This is a genomic window from Variovorax sp. 10L421, assembly GCF_056395365.1.
Genome location: NZ_JBFTJJ010000001.1, coordinates 207,970 through 223,146 on the forward strand (window position 1 = coordinate 207,970; position 15,177 = coordinate 223,146).

Below are 15,177 nucleotides of genomic sequence, written 5' to 3' on the forward strand. Positions count from 1 at the left end.
GTTGCAGGCTATCGCCGATTTCCGCGCGCTGCATGTCGGCCAAGACGCAAAAAAGCTGCCCGAGGGCAGCTTTCCGTATTGAGCGCAGGCAGCGCGATCAGCGCTTGCCGATGGGCTGCACGTCGCGCTTGGGCGAGCCTTCGAACAGCTGGCGCGGGCGGCCGATCTTGTACTCGGGGTCGCCGATCATTTCGTTCAGCTGGGCGATCCAGCCGACCGTGCGGGCCAGTGCGAAGATCGCGGTGAACAGCGGCACCGGGATGCCGATGGCGCGCTGCACGATGCCCGAGTAGAAGTCGACGTTCGGGTAGAGCTTGCGCGACACGAAGTACTCGTCTTCCAGCGCGATCTTCTCGAGTTCCTTGGCCAGCTTGAACAGCGGATCCTGCTCCAGGCCCAGCTCGGTCAGCACTTCGTTGCAGGTTTCCTGCATCAGCTTGGCGCGCGGGTCGTAGTTCTTGTACACGCGGTGGCCGAAGCCCATCAGCTTGACGTTCGAGTTCTTGTCCTTGACCTTCTTGATGAACTCGCCGATCTTCTCCACGCCACCTTCCTTCTGGATGTCGTAGAGCATGTTGAGCGCCGCTTCGTTGGCGCCGCCGTGGGCCGGGCCCCAGAGGCAGGCCACGCCGGCCGCGATGGCCGCGAAGGGGTTGGTGCCCGACGAGCCGCACAGGCGCACGGTCGAGGTCGAGGCGTTCTGCTCGTGGTCTGCGTGCAGGATGAAGATGCGGTCGAGCGCGCGCTCGAGCACCGGGTTCACCTTGTACTCCTCGCACGGCGTGGCGAACATCATGTGCAGGAAGTTGCCCGCATAGCTCAGGTCGTTCTTCGGGTACATGTAGGGCTGGCCGACGGTGTACTTGTAGGCCATGGCCACGAGCGTGGGCATCTTCGCGATCAGGCGGATCGCGGCGATCTCGCGGTGCTCGGGATTGTTGATGTCCGTGCTGTCGTGATAGAAGGCCGACAGCGCACCCACGAGGCCGGTCATGATGGCCATCGGGTGCGCATCGCGGCGGAAGCCGCGCAGGAAGAACTGCATCTGCTCGTTCACCATCGTGTGGTTGGTCACGATCTTGGTGAAGTTGGCCTTCTTGGCGGCGTCCGGCAGTTCGCCGTACARCAGCAGGTGGCAGGTCTCGAGGAAGTCGCAGTTGGTTGCGAGCTGCTCGATGGGGTAGCCGCGGTACAGCAGTTCGCCCTTGTCGCCATCGATGTACGTGATGGCCGATTGGCAAGCCGCCGTCGACATGAAGCCTGGGTCGTACGTGAACATGCCGGTCTGCGCATACAGCTTGCGGATGTCGATCACGTCAGGGCCCACGGTGCCCTTGTAGATCGGCAGGTCGACGCTGTCGCCGCCGTTGCTGAACGACAGCGTGGCCTTGGTATCGGATGCTTTCATTTCGGTTTACTTTCAGAGGTGGATTCAGGACGAAGGAGAGATGGCGGGACGCTGTGCGCCGTCGGTTCGCATCAGCTGCAGCAATGCGACCACCTCGGCCCCGGCCCATTCGGGCTCGGGCTCCTTTCTGCGCAGAAGGAGGTCGAGGAGATCGTTGTCCGACAGGTCCATCAATGTCTCCATCGCTCCCGCCTGACCCACGGTCATGCGGGATTCGTGCCGCTCGAAGAAGCGGGCGATGAACAGGTCGTTCTCGAGCAGTCCGCGCCGGCAGCGCCATTTCAGCTTGCTCAGCGCACGTTCGCTGAGCGGCTGGTCGGAGTCGGCGGCGGTTTGCATGGTGACTTCTTGCAGGACGAGCGTCAGATGGCGCGGCGCACCATCAGTTCCTTGATCTTGCCGATGGCCTTGGTCGGGTTCAGGCTCTTCGGGCACACGTCCACGCAGTTCATGATCGTGTGGCAGCGGAACAGGCGGTACGGGTCTTCCAGGTTGTCCAGGCGCTCAGCGGTGGCTTCGTCGCGGCTGTCGGCGATGAAACGGTAGGCCTGCAGCAGGCCGGCCGGGCCCACGAACTTGTCGGGGTTCCACCAGAAGCTCGGGCAGCTCGTGGAGCAGCTCGCGCACAGGATGCACTCGTACAGGCCGTTGAGCTCGTCGCGCTCCTCGGGCGACTGCAGGCGCTCCTTCTCGGGCGGCACGCTGTCGTTCTGCAGGTAGGGCTTGATCGAGTTGTACTGCTTGAAGAACTGCGTCATGTCCACGATCAGGTCGCGGATGACGGGCAGGCCCGGCAGCGGCTTGAGCACCACGGTGCCCTTGAGCGTGTTCATGTTGGTCAGGCAGGCCAGACCGTTCTTGCCGTTGATGTTCATCGCGTCGGAACCGCAGACGCCTTCGCGGCACGAGCGGCGAAACGACAGCGTCGGGTCCTGCGCCTTGAGCTTCATCAGGGCGTCGAGCAGCATGCGCTCATGGCCGTCGAGTTCGATCTCGACAGTCTGCATGTAGGGCTTGGCGTCCTTGTCCGGGTCGTAGCGGTAGATCTGGAATGTGCGCTTCATCGTGTGTTCCTAATTTTTAGAATGTCCGGACCTTCGGGGGCACCGATGCGACCGTCAGGGGCTGCAGCTTGACCGGCTTGTACGAGAGGCGGTTGTCCGCGCTGTACCAGAGCGTGTGCTTCATCCAGTTGGCGTCGTCGCGGCCGAGCGGCGCGACAGGATCGTCCGCCGGGCGTTCGTAGTCTTCCACGGTGTGGGCGCCGCGGCATTCCTTGCGGGCGGCGGCAGAGACCATCGTGGCCTGCGCCACTTCGATCAGGTTGTCGACTTCCAGCGCTTCGATGCGGGCGGTGTTGAACACCTTGGACTTGTCCTTCAGGCCGATGGCCTTGACGCGTTCGCGCACGGCGGCGATCTTGGTCACACCTTCGTCCATCGAGGCCTGCTTGCGGAACACGGCCGCGTGCTGCTGCATGACGGCTCGGATCTCGCCGGCCACGTCCTGCGCGTATTCGCCGCCGGTGGTCGACTCGAGGCGGTTCAGGCGCTCCAGCGTGCGGTCGGCCGCATCCTTGGGCAGTTCCTTGTGTTCCTTGAGCTTGTCGTTGAACTCGACGATATGGTTGCCGGCCGCGCGGCCGAACACCAAGAGGTCGAGCAGCGAGTTGGTGCCCAGGCGGTTGGCGCCGTGCACGCTCACGCAGGAGCATTCGCCCACGGCGTAGAGACCGTTCACCACGGCGCTGTTCTCTTCACCCTTCTGGATGACGACCTGGCCGTGGATGTTGGTCGGAATGCCGCCCATCTGGTAGTGGATGGTCGGCACCACGGGAATCGGCTCCTTCGTGATGTCGACGTTGGCGAAGTTGACGCCGATTTCGTACACCGAAGGCAGGCGCTTGTGGATGGTGTCGGCGCCCAGGTGGTCGAGCTTGAGCAGCACGTAGTCCTTGTTGGGACCGCAGCCGCGCCCTTCCTTGATTTCCTGGTCCATCGAGCGCGAGACGAAGTCGCGCGGTGCCAGGTCCTTCAGCGTGGGCGCATAGCGCTCCATGAAGCGTTCGCCGTTGCTGTTCAGCAGGATCGCGCCTTCGCCGCGGCAGCCTTCGGTCAGCAGCACGCCCGCGCCGGCTACGCCGGTCGGGTGGAACTGCCAGAACTCCATGTCCTGCAGCGGAATGCCCGAGCGGGCCGCCATGCCGAGGCCGTCGCCGGTGTTGATGAAGGCGTTGGTCGAGGCCTGGAAGATGCGGCCCGCGCCGCCGGTGGCCAGCAGCACGGTCTTGGCCTGCAGGATGTGCAGGTCGCCGGTTTCCATTTCGAGCGCGGTCACGCCGACCACGTCGCCCTCGTCGTCACGGATGAGGTCCAGCGCCATCCATTCGACGAAGAATTGCGTGCGCGCTTCGACGTTCTTTTGATAGAGCGTGTGCAGCATCGCGTGGCCGGTGCGGTCGGCCGCGGCACAGGCGCGCTGCACGGGCTTCTCGCCGTAGTTGGCCGTGTGGCCGCCGAACGGACGCTGGTAGATGGTGCCGTCGGGGTTGCGGTCGAACGGCATGCCGAAGTGCTCGAGTTCGTACACGACCTTCGGTGCTTCGCGGCACATGAACTCGATCGCGTCCTGGTCGCCGAGCCAGTCGGAGCCCTTGATCGTGTCGTAGAAGTGGTAGTGCCAGTTGTCCTCGCTCATGTTGCCGAGCGAGGCGCCGACGCCGCCCTGCGCAGCAACGGTGTGCGAACGCGTGGGGAACACCTTCGAGAGCACGGCCACGTTGAGGCCGGCGCGTGCGAGTTGCAGCGAAGCGCGCATGCCGGAACCGCCGGCACCGACGATCACGACGTCGAACTTGCGCTTGGTGATTTTTTCTTTTGTGTAGGTCATGGTGGGGTCAGATCTTCCAAAGCACTTGAATGGCCCAACCCGCACAACCGACAAGCCAGACGATGGTGAAAATTTGCAGGGCGAGGCGAATACCGACGGGCTGGACGTAGTCCATCCACACGTCGCGCATGCCGACCCACACGTGATAGAGCAGGGCAGCGATCACGGAGAAGGTCAGCACCTTCATCCACTGCGCGGCGAAGATGCCGGCCCAGAGGTCGTAGCCGATGGGGCCGCGCGAGAAGATCAGCTGTGCGAGCAGGATGATCGTGAAGAGCGCCATCAGGCCGCCCGTGATGCGCTGGCTGAGCCAGTCGCGCAAACCGTAATGAGCGCCGACGACGATGCGCTTGGAGCCGTAATTCACAGACATGGTTGGCTCCTTCTCAGTACAGGCCGAACAGCTTGGCGCCGAGCACCACGGTGAGCAGGATGCTCAGTGCCAGCGTGACGACGGCCGAGGTATGGCCGAACTCCTTGGTCACCGCGGCGTGGCTCACGTCCATCCAGAGATGGCGCAGGCCGGCGATGAAGTGGTGCAGGTAGGCCCAGATGAGCGCGAGCGCGACGAGCTTGAAGAACCACCCCGGAGCGAAGCCGATGCCGACGTTGAAGGCGCTCTTGAATCTCGCGAACGAATAGTCGGATGACAGCGACGTGTCGAACATCCAGATGATGAACGGCAGCAGCAGGAACATCAGCACGCCGCTGACGCGATGCAGGATCGACACGATGCCCGCCGGCGGCAGCCGATAGGTCGTGAGGTCCGTGAAGGCATTGATGTTGCGGAATTCGCGACGCGGTGGCCGGGGAGGGGTTGCAAGCTCTGTCATTGGGGGGATTGCTTTCGTGGCTTTGTGACTTGTTGGCTTGTTCTGAGAGCGAACGCTTTTGTTTCTTCTGCGGAAATGCAAACAACGCAAAATTCTATTGCAATGCACCATCGGGCAGCGGACGCATGCGAGTCAGTGCACCGTTGCAGTCGGATGCTCTTGACTTCGCTGCGCTTCGCACGCGTTGTGTGCGCACGCTGGCGCACCGGTATCCGGCTTTCGTCTGCATCGGGTCAGCCCAGCTGGTTTCTGTAGTGGTGGGTGTCGGTGCGATAGAGCCCGCGACGCAGTTCCATCGGCATGTCATGGTAGGTGTGCGCCACGCGCTCCACGCTCAGCAGGGGCATCTGCGGTGTCACGTCGAGCAGCGCGGCCTGTTCGGCATCGGGCAGCACGGCGCGGATCTTTTCTTCGGCACGCACCATGCGCACGCCGAACTCCGTCTCGAACAGCGCGTACATCGGGCCGGGCCACGCGCGCAGCCGCTCGGCGGTGAGTCCCTTGAAGGGTGTGCCGGGCAGCCAGAGGTCTTCGAGGATGGTCGGCACGCCGCCGTAGGCGAGCACGCGCCGCACCTGCAGCACCGCGTCGCCCGTGCGCAGGCCGAGGGCACGCGCCACGTCGGCCGATGCGCGCAGGCGCTTGCAGTCGACGATGGTGCGTACCGCGGGACCTTCGGTGTTCGGGTCGCCCGCATCGGGCACGAGCTTGAGGAAGCGGTACTGCACATGCTGCTCGGCATGCGTGGCGACGAAGGTGCCCTTGCCTTGGCGGCGCACCACCAGGTTTTCGGCCGAGAGTTCGTCGATGGCCTTGCGCACCGTGCCCTGGCTCACGCGAAAGCGCACGGCCAGTTCCATCTCGCTCGGGATGGGCTCGCCCGGCTTCCACTCGCCCGCCTGCAGGCTCTGCAGGATCAGGGTCTTGATCTGCTGATAGAGCGGACTGAAGGACGGCGTCGAGGGCTCGTCGAGTGTGGTGGGCGTGTTCATGGCAGCGGTGGGGTGCGCCTTGGCGGACCCCAGGAGGATATCTTATATAAGACATAAGACAAGGCTCATTGAATCGGCTTAAAATGCGGCCGGTCCCGCGCTGCGGGAAGGTATTCCGATCCCGCAGGACCCTGGCGCCCCACGAGAGCGCCAACACCGTTTTCATCACCTTCTGGAGTCTTCCCATGAGCAAAAAGCCCGTCCGCGTTGCCGTCACCGGTGCAGCCGGTCAAATCGGTTACGCCCTGTTGTTCCGTATCGCCTCCGGTGAAATGCTCGGCAAAGACCAGCCGGTCATTCTTCAGCTGCTCGAAATCCCCGACGAGAAGGCCCAGAAGGCGCTCAAGGGCGTGATGATGGAACTCGACGACTGCGCCTTCCCGCTGCTGGCCGGCATGGAAGCCCACGGCGACCCGATGACCGCCTTCAAGGACGCCGACTACGCACTGCTCGTCGGCTCGCGTCCCCGCGGCCCCGGCATGGAGCGTGCTGAACTGCTGGCCGTCAACGGTGCCATCTTCACCGCACAGGGCAAGGCACTGAACGCCGTCGCCAGCCGCAACGTCAAGGTGCTGGTGGTCGGCAACCCGGCCAACACCAACGCCTACATCGCCATGAAGAGCGCACCGGACCTGCCGCGCAAGAACTTCACCGCCATGCTGCGCCTGGACCACAACCGCGCTGCCAGCCAGATCGCCGCCAAGACCGGCAAGCCCGTGGCCGACATCGAAAAGCTCACCGTCTGGGGCAACCACTCGCCCACGATGTACGCCGACTACCGTTTCGCCACGATCAAGGGCGAGTCCGTCGCCAAGATGATCAACGACCAGGAATGGAACGCGAACACCTTCCTGCCGACCGTCGGCAAGCGCGGCGCGGCCATCATCGAAGCTCGCGGCCTGTCGTCTGCCGCCTCGGCCGCCAACGCCGCCATCGACCACATGCGCGACTGGGCCCTGGGCACCAACGGCAAGTGGGTCACGATGGGTATCCCGTCGGATGGCCAGTACGGCATTCCGAAGGACGTGATGTTCGGCTTTCCGGTCACCTGCGAAAACGGTGAGTACAAGCTGGTCGAAGGCCTCGAGATCGATGCATTCAGCCAGGAACGCATCAACAAGACGCTCGAAGAGCTCGAAGGCGAACGCGCCGGCGTCGCCCACCTGCTGTAAGCAACTCGATCAGCATGCTCGACTGGAATCCCGCGCTCTACCGTCGCTACGAGGACGAGCGCACACGACCCGCGCAGGAGCTCCTCGCGCGGGTGCCGCTAACCGCAGCCGACCGCGTGGTCGACCTCGGTTGCGGGCCGGGCAATTCCACCGAGCTGCTGGTGCAGCGGTTCCCGAAGGCGCAAGTCCTCGGAACCGACAACTCCGAAGCCATGCTGGTCAGCGCGCGCGAGCGGCTGCCGAAGGCAGGCTTCGAGTTGAGCGACATCGCGACCTGGGCGCCGCAGTCTCCGGAACAAGCGCCCGACCTCATTTACGCCAATGCGTCCCTGCAATGGGTGCCCGATCACAAAAAGCTGATCCCGCGCCTGTTCGACGCGCTGGCCCCGGGTGGCGTGCTCGCCATCCAGATGCCCGACAACCGTCAGGAACCTACACACCGCCTGATGCGCGCGCTGGCGGCCGAAGCGCCGTGGGCCGAGCCCATCGGCGATGCCGACAGGCTGCGCACCCTGCTGCTGCCGCTCGGCGGCTACTACGACCTGCTGGCGCCCCATGCCGCCAGCGTCGATGTCTGGCACACGATCTACCAGCACCGCATGGCCGATGCCGCCTCCATCGTCGAATGGGTGCGCAGCACCGGCCTGAAGCCTTTCGTCGACCGCTTGCCGGTCGACCTGCAGGCGAGCTACCTCGCCGAGTACCAGCGCCGCGTGGACGAGGCATATCCCGCCCGCGCCGACGGCAAGCGGCTGCTCGCCTTCCCGCGCATGTTCATCGTGGCGCAAAAGGGCAGGGCATGACCCACACCGCCCATCCCGCCGAAGTGCTGCTGGGTGCACAGGCCGGCGCCGTGACGCTGCCCGTGTGCGATCACTACAGCGGCGTCGAGGCGCGCATGAAGAAGAGCCTCGCGCTCCAGGCCGAGATGGCCGAGGAGTTCGGCGCCTGCGTATTCGACGTCACCCTCGATTGCGAAGACGGCGCCCCCGTGGGTGGCGAAGCCGAGCATGCCGCGCTCGTTACCGAACTGGCGCTGGCCGCGAAACCCGGCATGCGCGTCGGCGTGCGCGTGCACCCCGTCGATCACCCCGCCTTTGCTGGCGACGTGATCACCATTGCCGGCCGTGCCGCCCAACGCCTGAGCCACCTGATGGTGCCGAAGGTCGAATCGGTGGCCGATGTGTTGCAGGCTGTTGCGGCGCTCGAGGCGGCGGATGCCGGCGCATTGCCGCTGCACGTGCTGATCGAATCGCCGCTCGCCGTGCACAACGCCTTCGAGATTGCGGCCCATCCGCGCGTGCAGTCGCTGAGCTTCGGCCTCATGGATTTCGTCTCGGCGCATGCTGGTGCGATCCCCGCCGATGGCATGGGGGCGGCAGGGCAGTTCAGCCACCCGCTGGTGGTGCGCGCCAAGCTGGCCATCGCGTCGGCCGCACATGCCTATGGCAAGGTGCCGTCGCACTGCGTGGTTACCGAGTTCAACAACGCCGATGCCATGCGTACGGCGGCGCGCAAGGCGGCCGACGAATTCGGCTACACGCGCATGTGGAGCATCCACCCGAACCAGATCCGCCCCATCCTCGAGGCCTTTGCGCCGGATGAGGCGCAGATTCAGATCGCCTCACAAATCATTGCAAAAGCCGCGGCCGCGGATTGGGCTCCGACACAAATTGATGGCACATTGCACGACCGCGCGAGCTACCGCCACTTTTGGCAGGTCTTGACGCGTGCCCACGCAACAGGGCGCGCGTTGCCCCCCGAGGCGAAAGCCTGGTTTGCGCTCGCGGCCTCCTGAAACCACCCCTGAATCCAGCCTCAAGGAAACCCACACATGAAGAAAATTGCCCTGATTGCCGCCGTCGCGTTGGCGCTGCCGTTCGCCGCACTGGCCCAGGATGCGGCCAAGCCCGCCGCCAAGACGACGGCCAAGAAGGCGCCGGCCAAGCATCAAGTCACCCGCCGCGCCGCCAAGGCCGTCGAGGAAGTCACGCCGGTCAACACCGATACCGACGTGACGCTCAACGACGCTGACCTGGCCGTGGCCCAGCGCGTGTCGACCGGCCGTGCCCAGTGCGAACTCGGCGCCGACGTGACCGTCACGCCCGACGAGAAGAAGCCCGGCTTCTTCACCGTGACCACCAAGGGCTTGAAGTACCGGATGCACCCGGTCGAAAGCCGCACCGGCGCCATCCGCCTCGAAGACCCGCGTGCCGGCGCCATGTGGCTGCAGCTTGGCAACAAGTCGATGCTGATGAACCAGAAGGCCGGCCTGCGCATCGCCGACGAATGCCAGACGGCCGCCCAGGTCGCGTTTGCAGAAGAAATGAAGAAAAACCCGCCGAAGAGCCTTTTCGAAGGCGCCGACCCGGCCAAGAAGTAAGTAACGAAACGGCGTGCGGCGCGGCTCTTGCTTGCTGCGTTGCACGCCCGCCAGCCCAGTTTCCGGAGAAAAGAAGATGTTGCAAGCCTACGTTGACCATGTTGCCGAACGCGCCGCGCTCGGTATCCCGCCGCTGCCTTTGAGCGCGAAGCAGACTTCTGAAGCGATCGAGCTCCTCAAGAGCGCGAATGCAAAAGACGGCGCCTTCCTGCTCGATCTGCTCACCCATCGTGTGCCTGCCGGCGTCGACGACGCGGCCAAGGTCAAGGCGAGCTACCTTGCGGCCGTGGCCCACGGCACCGAGAAGAGCGAGTTCCTGTCGCGCGCCCGCGCCACCGAACTGCTCGGCACCATGCTCGGCGGCTACAACATCAGCCCCATGATCGACCTGCTCGACGACGCCGAAGTCGGCGCCGTGGCGGCCGAAGGCCTGAAGAAAACCCTGTTGATGTTCGACCAGTTCCACGACGTCAAGGAAAAGGCCGACAAGGGCAACGTGCACGCCAAGGGCGTGCTGCAAAGCTGGGCCGACGCCGAGTGGTTCACCAGCCGCCCCGAAGTGCCGAAGAGCATCACCGTCAGCATCTTCAAGGTGGCTGGCGAAATCAACACCGACGACCTGTCGCCCGCCCCCGACGCGACGACCCGTCCCGACATTCCGATGCACGCCCTGGCGATGCACAAGAACGCGCGCCCCGGCATCGTGCCCGAGGAAGACGGCAAGCGCGGCCCGGTGAAGTTCATCGAAGACCTGCGCGCGCGCGGCCACCTCGTGGCCTACGCCGGCGACGTGGTCGGCACGGGTTCGTCGCGCAAGAGCGCCACCAACTCGGTGCTCTGGTTCACCGGCGAAGACATTCCCTTCGTGCCTAACAAGCGTTTTGGCGGCGTCTGCCTCGGCGGCAAGATCGCCCCGATCTTCTACAACACGATGGAAGACTCGGGCGCGCTGCCGATCGAACTCGACGTCACGCAGATGAACATGGGCGACGTGGTCGAGCTGCGTCCCTACGAAGGCAAGGCGCTGAAAGACGGCAAGGTCATCGCCGAATTCCAGGTCAAGAGCGACGTGCTGTTCGACGAAGTGCGCGCCGGCGGCCGCATTCCGCTGATCATCGGCCGCGGCCTGACGGCCAAGGCGCGCGAGGCACTGGGCCTGCCCGTGTCGACGCTGTTCCGCCTGCCGACCAGCCCCGTCGACACCAAGAAGGGCTTCTCGCTCGCGCAGAAGATGGTCGGCCGCGCCTGCGGCCTGCCCGAAGGCCAGGGCGTGCGCCCGGGCACGTATTGCGAACCCAAGATGACCTCGGTCGGCTCGCAGGACACCACCGGCCCGATGACGCGCGACGAACTGAAGGACCTGGCTTGCCTGGGCTTCTCGGCCGACCTTGTGATGCAGTCGTTCTGCCACACGGCCGCGTACCCGAAGAAGGTCGACGTCAAGATGCACCACGAACTCCCCGAGTTCATGGCCAACCGCGGCGGCGTGTCGCTGCGCCCGGGCGACGGCGTGATCCATTCCTGGCTCAACCGCCTGCTGACGCCCGACACCGTCGGCACCGGCGGTGACAGCCACACCCGCTTCCCGATCGGCATCAGCTTCCCCGCGGGCTCCGGCCTCGTGGCCTTCGCGGCCGCCACCGGCGTGATGCCGCTGGACATGCCTGAGTCGGTGCTCGTGCGCTTCAAGGGCAAGATGCAGCCCGGCGTCACGCTGCGCGACCTGGTCAACGCCATTCCGCTGTACGCCATCAAGGCGGGCCTGCTGACCGTGGCCAAGCAAGGCAAGAAGAACATCTTCTCGGGCCGCATCCTCGAAATCGAAGGCCTGCCCGACCTGAAGGTGGAGCAAGCCTTCGAGCTGAGCGACGCTTCGGCCGAACGCTCGGCCGCTGGTTGCACCGTGCACCTGAACAAGGAGCCGATCGCCGAGTACATCAACAGCAACATCACGCTGATGAAGTGGATGATTGCCGAAGGCTATACCGACGCGCGCACGCTGCAACGCCGCATCGCCGCGCAAGAGGCATGGCTGGCCGACCAGCAACTGCTCAAGGGCGACGCTGACGCCGAATACGCCGCTGTCATCGAAATCGACCTGGCCGAGATCCACGAGCCCATCGTGGCCTGCCCGAACGACCCCGACGACGTGAAGACGCTCAGCGACGTGGCCGGAGCCCAGATCGACGAAGTGTTCATCGGCTCGTGCATGACCAACATCGGCCACTTCCGCGCCGCGTCGAAGCTGCTCGAGGGCAAGCGCGACATTCCGGTCAAGCTCTGGATCGCGCCGCCTACCAAGATGGACGCACACCAGCTCACCGAAGAAGGCCATTACGGCGTGTTCGGCAATGCCGGTGCCCGCACCGAAATGCCGGGCTGCTCGCTGTGCATGGGCAATCAGGCACAGGTGCGCGAAGGCGCCACGGTGATGTCGACCAGCACCCGCAACTTCCCGAACCGCCTGGGCAAGAACACCAACGTGTACCTCGGCTCGGCCGAACTGGCCGCCATCTGCTCGCGCCTGGGTCGCATCCCGACGCGTGAAGAATACATGGCTGCCACGGGCGTGCTCGATGCGTCCAGCGCACAGATCTACCAGTACCTGAACTTCGACAAAATCGAAGACTACAAGGGTGTGGCGGACACGGTCGCGGCCTGATCTTCTTCGGATCGCTCCAATCAAAAAGCCCCGCTTCGGCGGGGCTTTTTTGTGGGCGATGCGCCCCTCGTTGCTCAGAGCGACGGCGCGTTGGGCTGCAGGTACTCCTGGCCCGTGAGCACCATCTTCGCGCCGACCGGGCCGCCCACTGCATGGGGCAGGGAGGTCAGCAACGAGTTGGCGAAGTCGCCGCGGTACAGCTTGGCGCCCTGGTGCGTCAGGTTGGAATTGGCATCGATGTAGATCGACTCGCCCAGCCCCGACCACAGGCGGCAGAAGCCGTAGTCTTCCGAGAGATAGCGACGCGTCTGCGGGTCGACCATGACATCGAAGAAGCGGTAGTGCAGGCCGACGTCGGCCTCGCCGATGCTGTCGGGTACGTAGCGGAGATCAGGGTAGCTCGCCATGAGCCGCTCGAACACGGCACGCTTGATCACCATGAAGCCGGTCGGCGCCTCGGTCATCTCCATGAAGCCGTCAGGCTGGATCGTGAGCTCGACCTGCGAAGTGGTCTCCGAAGCTTTGGCGTTGACCGTGTAGCGGGTGAAGGTGGCCTCGAACTGCTGCTGCGTCGTGCCCGCGGCCACGCCGCCATCGGGCCAGTTCTCCCGCTTCAATGGGTAGACGCCGGCCGCGATGTCGTAGCCCGACAGCAGCAGCCGGAAGGCCGCCTGCGCCGAGAAGCCGATGTCGGCGTCAATCCAGAACAGGTGGGTCCATTGCGGATTGGCGAGGAACTGGGCCACGCAGTTGTTCCGCGCGCGCGTCACCAGGCTCTCGCCCTGGTGCATCAGCACCTGCATCCGCATGCCGGCGCGCTCGGCCTGGACCGTGAAGTTCAGCATCGAGGCGACGTAGTTCTGGAAGAACTTGCCGTCGTGACTCGGCGTCACGACCACGGGAAAGAACTGCCCGAGTTCGGACGGGTCAAGCATTGCGGACTCCGTGTGCCTGTCTATCGGGCGGGGCGCTGCATCAGGCCGAGCAGCAGGTTGTTGTAGACCTCGGTGGCCGCGGCGTTGCCGGGGAGGTAGCGGTCGATCAGGCTGCGCTGGCGCTCGCGATAGGCGGCTGCCTGCGCATCATGCGTGTCGATGGCTTCGAGCACCCGGTCGCTGCCACCGGCCACATCGTTGCCCTCGTAGTAGTAGCCGAGGTCCGCGCACAGGTGCGCGTTGTGCACCAGCGGATAGCCCTGCCAGCAGGTTTCCAGGTAGAAGTAGTTGAGCGGGTTCTCCCACTGGTGCGAGACCACGATGTCCGTGTTCTGCGCCAGGAAAACAGGCGTTTCGTGCCGCCCGAGGAACACCGCCTTGTGCTCGCGGACGAGGTCGAGCTGGTTCATCAGCGTGATGAATTCCATGTTCTCCCTGGCCAGGCGTTCGGCGTTGGTGACCTGCAGCAGTGCGATGGAGCCGGGCCGCGCGCGGTAGGCCAGTTCGGCGATCAGGACGGGGTAGAGGCAGAACTTCACTACGTTGATGTTCGGCTCCATCACGCTCAGCCGGCGCGGCCCGGCGTGCGGCTGATAGACGCCGGCATCGGGCAGGGCGCGCGTGCGTTCGTCGAGAAACACGGGGCTCCAGACGAAGGGCACGGGGCGCGCTTCGGCCCGTCGCAGCACCTCGAAGTAGGGCTGGCTGATGTTTGCCACCTGCGGAACCATCCAGATGTCGTCGTAGCGCTGGTTCACGAACAGGTTTTGCCCCCAGAGCGGCTTGTTGAACAGCATCGACTCCATGGCGTGCACGTATTCGAAGCCGCAGCAGTAGGACACCAGCCGCGCGCCTCGTCGCTTCAGGTAGTCGGTCTGCGCCGGGTCGATCTGGCCACCGAGCTCGATCAGCACGTCCACGCCGTCTTTGGCGCCATCGAAGGTGATGGTGGGCCAGCGCGCCTGATCCCAGGGCAGGGAAGGAGTGATGGGGGTCGCCGTGGTGTTGACCAACACCACCGAGGCCACGCCCGGGCAGTGCTTCAGCGCTTCTGCAAGGAACACGGCGTTCTGCTTGATGCCGTTGTTCCAGAGGGTTTCGGCCTCGTGGTGGAGGCCGATGGTGATGCCGATGCGAAGCTTGGAAGCGGGTGGCATTAAATTGTTTCGTAAATGTTAATTGCCTAGGCAGACCATTTAAGACCGTATTCGTATATCGAATTCGTCCGGATTTTTGTGATGAATTTCATACTTTTCCGGGTAGTCGCCCTTGAATCTTGCGAAAAAGAGAGGGGATCGCCGGTCGTCCAGAACGCAGCAGTAAGGGCGGCGATGAGCGAAGTTACTCCCTGTTGGCATTCTAGAAGTTGCTCTTCTGGCCGTAGTACTCCGACAACTACCGCCTCCGGGAAAAGTAACTCTTCTCCTGGTTTTGTGAACTAAATCATCAGGATTAGTTTTCCTGGTCCCGGCGATTACTCCTAAATGTAAACAAGTCCGTACATTCCAGCATTCCTGCAATCAAGGCGCCCGCGTGTGCCTTCAGCGATGAAACCTGGCGCAGGGCGCATCGCACTTTCGGTCGATTTCAACCTGCCCGTTTCTCACCGCGAGCCGAATCAAAGCAAATGAACAAGTCCTACAGAAGCATCTGGAACGAAGCACTTGGTGCATGGGTGGCTACGTCCGAAATCACTTTGGCACGGGGTAAACGGAGTAGCGGGACGACAAGATCCATGCCTGTATTGGCTGCGATCGCTGCCGCATTTGGATTGATGCAGGGGTGGCCGACTGCATCGCTAGCCAATGTTGTCAAAACGAACGACACGTGCACCACCTTTTCGAGCGGTGTGGTCGGTCGAATCAATCCCGGTACCACAACTGACGGGCCTTCTGGCAACGGT

General features: G+C 64.1%; 14 protein-coding genes and 1 pseudogene. 6 read left to right on the forward strand and 9 right to left on the reverse strand.

The window, feature by feature from the left end; translation table 11 throughout:
• Window positions 1-97: 97 nt before the first annotated feature.
• From gltA to AC1DFC_RS01015, 7 genes are all read right to left on the reverse strand, one after another.
• Window positions 98-1,408, reverse strand: coding sequence for a citrate synthase (gene gltA / locus AC1DFC_RS00985; RefSeq protein WP_007830506.1), 1,311 nt, complete (start codon window positions 1,406-1,408; stop codon window positions 98-100).
• Between the two features lie 24 nt (window positions 1,409-1,432).
• The gene (locus AC1DFC_RS00990; protein ID WP_007830507.1) at window positions 1,433-1,747 is read right to left on the reverse strand and encodes an FAD assembly factor SdhE; all 315 of its coding nucleotides are present in this window, start codon (window positions 1,745-1,747) and stop codon (window positions 1,433-1,435) included.
• Between the two features lie 23 nt (window positions 1,748-1,770).
• Window positions 1,771-2,472 carry a succinate dehydrogenase iron-sulfur subunit gene (locus AC1DFC_RS00995; protein ID WP_007830508.1) on the reverse strand — a complete coding sequence of 234 codons (702 nt, stop codon included), beginning with the start codon at window positions 2,470-2,472 and terminating at the stop codon, window positions 1,771-1,773.
• Between the two features lie 16 nt (window positions 2,473-2,488).
• On the reverse strand, window positions 2,489-4,297 hold the full coding sequence (sdhA, locus tag AC1DFC_RS01000; protein WP_007830509.1) for a succinate dehydrogenase flavoprotein subunit: 1,809 nt from the start codon (window positions 4,295-4,297) through the stop codon (window positions 2,489-2,491).
• A 7-nt stretch (window positions 4,298-4,304) separates the two neighbouring features.
• The gene (sdhD, locus tag AC1DFC_RS01005) at window positions 4,305-4,670 is read right to left on the reverse strand and encodes a succinate dehydrogenase, hydrophobic membrane anchor protein (protein WP_007830510.1); all 366 of its coding nucleotides are present in this window, start codon (window positions 4,668-4,670) and stop codon (window positions 4,305-4,307) included.
• Between the two features lie 13 nt (window positions 4,671-4,683).
• Entirely contained in the window at window positions 4,684-5,130 is a 447-nt protein-coding gene (gene sdhC, locus AC1DFC_RS01010; protein ID WP_007830511.1) for a succinate dehydrogenase, cytochrome b556 subunit, read from the reverse strand.
• A gap of 233 nt (window positions 5,131-5,363) precedes the next feature.
• Window positions 5,364-6,122, reverse strand: coding sequence for a GntR family transcriptional regulator (locus AC1DFC_RS01015; protein ID WP_007830512.1), 759 nt, complete (start codon window positions 6,120-6,122; stop codon window positions 5,364-5,366).
• Between the two features lie 185 nt (window positions 6,123-6,307).
• Here AC1DFC_RS01015 and AC1DFC_RS01020 point away from each other — a divergent pair, with 185 nt between their 5' ends.
• The 5 genes from AC1DFC_RS01020 to AC1DFC_RS01040 all read left to right on the forward strand — a co-directional run bounded on the left by AC1DFC_RS01020 (window position 6,308) and on the right by AC1DFC_RS01040 (window position 12,339).
• A complete protein-coding gene (locus tag AC1DFC_RS01020) occupies window positions 6,308-7,294 on the forward strand; it encodes a malate dehydrogenase (protein WP_007830514.1) in 987 nt (328 codons plus the stop codon).
• A 14-nt stretch (window positions 7,295-7,308) separates the two neighbouring features.
• Complete coding sequence (tam, locus tag AC1DFC_RS01025; protein ID WP_478178567.1) at window positions 7,309-8,097, forward strand: trans-aconitate 2-methyltransferase; 789 nt, start codon at window positions 7,309-7,311, stop codon at window positions 8,095-8,097.
• Window positions 8,094-9,092 (forward strand): HpcH/HpaI aldolase/citrate lyase family protein, encoded by a 999-nt coding sequence (locus AC1DFC_RS01030; protein WP_007830516.1) that lies wholly within the window; start codon window positions 8,094-8,096, stop codon window positions 9,090-9,092. Before tam ends, AC1DFC_RS01030 begins: the two co-directional genes overlap by 4 nt.
• A gap of 36 nt (window positions 9,093-9,128) precedes the next feature.
• Complete coding sequence (locus tag AC1DFC_RS01035) at window positions 9,129-9,677, forward strand: hypothetical protein (RefSeq protein WP_007830517.1); 549 nt, start codon at window positions 9,129-9,131, stop codon at window positions 9,675-9,677.
• A 76-nt stretch (window positions 9,678-9,753) separates the two neighbouring features.
• Entirely contained in the window at window positions 9,754-12,339 is a 2,586-nt protein-coding gene (locus tag AC1DFC_RS01040; protein ID WP_007830518.1) for a bifunctional aconitate hydratase 2/2-methylisocitrate dehydratase, read from the forward strand.
• A gap of 74 nt (window positions 12,340-12,413) precedes the next feature.
• Here AC1DFC_RS01040 and AC1DFC_RS01045 read toward each other — a convergent pair whose 3' ends face one another.
• Complete coding sequence (locus AC1DFC_RS01045) at window positions 12,414-13,274, reverse strand: hypothetical protein (protein ID WP_413331397.1); 861 nt, start codon at window positions 13,272-13,274, stop codon at window positions 12,414-12,416.
• Between the two features lie 20 nt (window positions 13,275-13,294).
• Window positions 13,295-14,431, reverse strand: coding sequence for a DUF2827 domain-containing protein (locus AC1DFC_RS01050; protein WP_007830522.1), 1,137 nt, complete (start codon window positions 14,429-14,431; stop codon window positions 13,295-13,297).
• Window positions 14,432-14,901: 470 nt separating this feature from the next.
• Between AC1DFC_RS01050 and AC1DFC_RS01055 the strand changes: the two are divergent.
• A pseudogene (locus AC1DFC_RS01055) lies at window positions 14,902-15,030 on the forward strand (ESPR domain-containing protein); the annotation flags it as partial.
• Window positions 15,031-15,177 lie beyond the last annotated feature (147 nt).

Coding starts and splice junctions, on each gene's coding strand:
- AC1DFC_RS00990 (WP_007830507.1), bottom strand. CDS start 1,747: ATGCAAACCGCCGCCGACTCCGACCAGCCGCTCAGCGAACGTGCGCTG.
- AC1DFC_RS00995 (WP_007830508.1), bottom strand. CDS start 2,472: ATGAAGCGCACATTCCAGATCTACCGCTACGACCCGGACAAGGACGCC.
- sdhA (WP_007830509.1), bottom strand. CDS start 4,297: ATGACCTACACAAAAGAAAAAATCACCAAGCGCAAGTTCGACGTCGTG.
- sdhD (WP_007830510.1), bottom strand. CDS start 4,670: ATGTCTGTGAATTACGGCTCCAAGCGCATCGTCGTCGGCGCTCATTAC.
- sdhC (WP_007830511.1), bottom strand. CDS start 5,130: ATGACAGAGCTTGCAACCCCTCCCCGGCCACCGCGTCGCGAATTCCGC.
- AC1DFC_RS01015 (WP_007830512.1), bottom strand. CDS start 6,122: ATGAACACGCCCACCACACTCGACGAGCCCTCGACGCCGTCCTTCAGT.
- AC1DFC_RS01020 (WP_007830514.1), top strand. CDS start 6,308: ATGAGCAAAAAGCCCGTCCGCGTTGCCGTCACCGGTGCAGCCGGTCAA.
- tam (WP_478178567.1), top strand. CDS start 7,309: ATGCTCGACTGGAATCCCGCGCTCTACCGTCGCTACGAGGACGAGCGC.
- AC1DFC_RS01030 (WP_007830516.1), top strand. CDS start 8,094: ATGACCCACACCGCCCATCCCGCCGAAGTGCTGCTGGGTGCACAGGCC.
- AC1DFC_RS01035 (WP_007830517.1), top strand. CDS start 9,129: ATGAAGAAAATTGCCCTGATTGCCGCCGTCGCGTTGGCGCTGCCGTTC.
- AC1DFC_RS01040 (WP_007830518.1), top strand. CDS start 9,754: ATGTTGCAAGCCTACGTTGACCATGTTGCCGAACGCGCCGCGCTCGGT.
- AC1DFC_RS01045 (WP_413331397.1), bottom strand. CDS start 13,274: ATGCTTGACCCGTCCGAACTCGGGCAGTTCTTTCCCGTGGTCGTGACG.
- AC1DFC_RS01050 (WP_007830522.1), bottom strand. CDS start 14,431: ATGCCACCCGCTTCCAAGCTTCGCATCGGCATCACCATCGGCCTCCAC.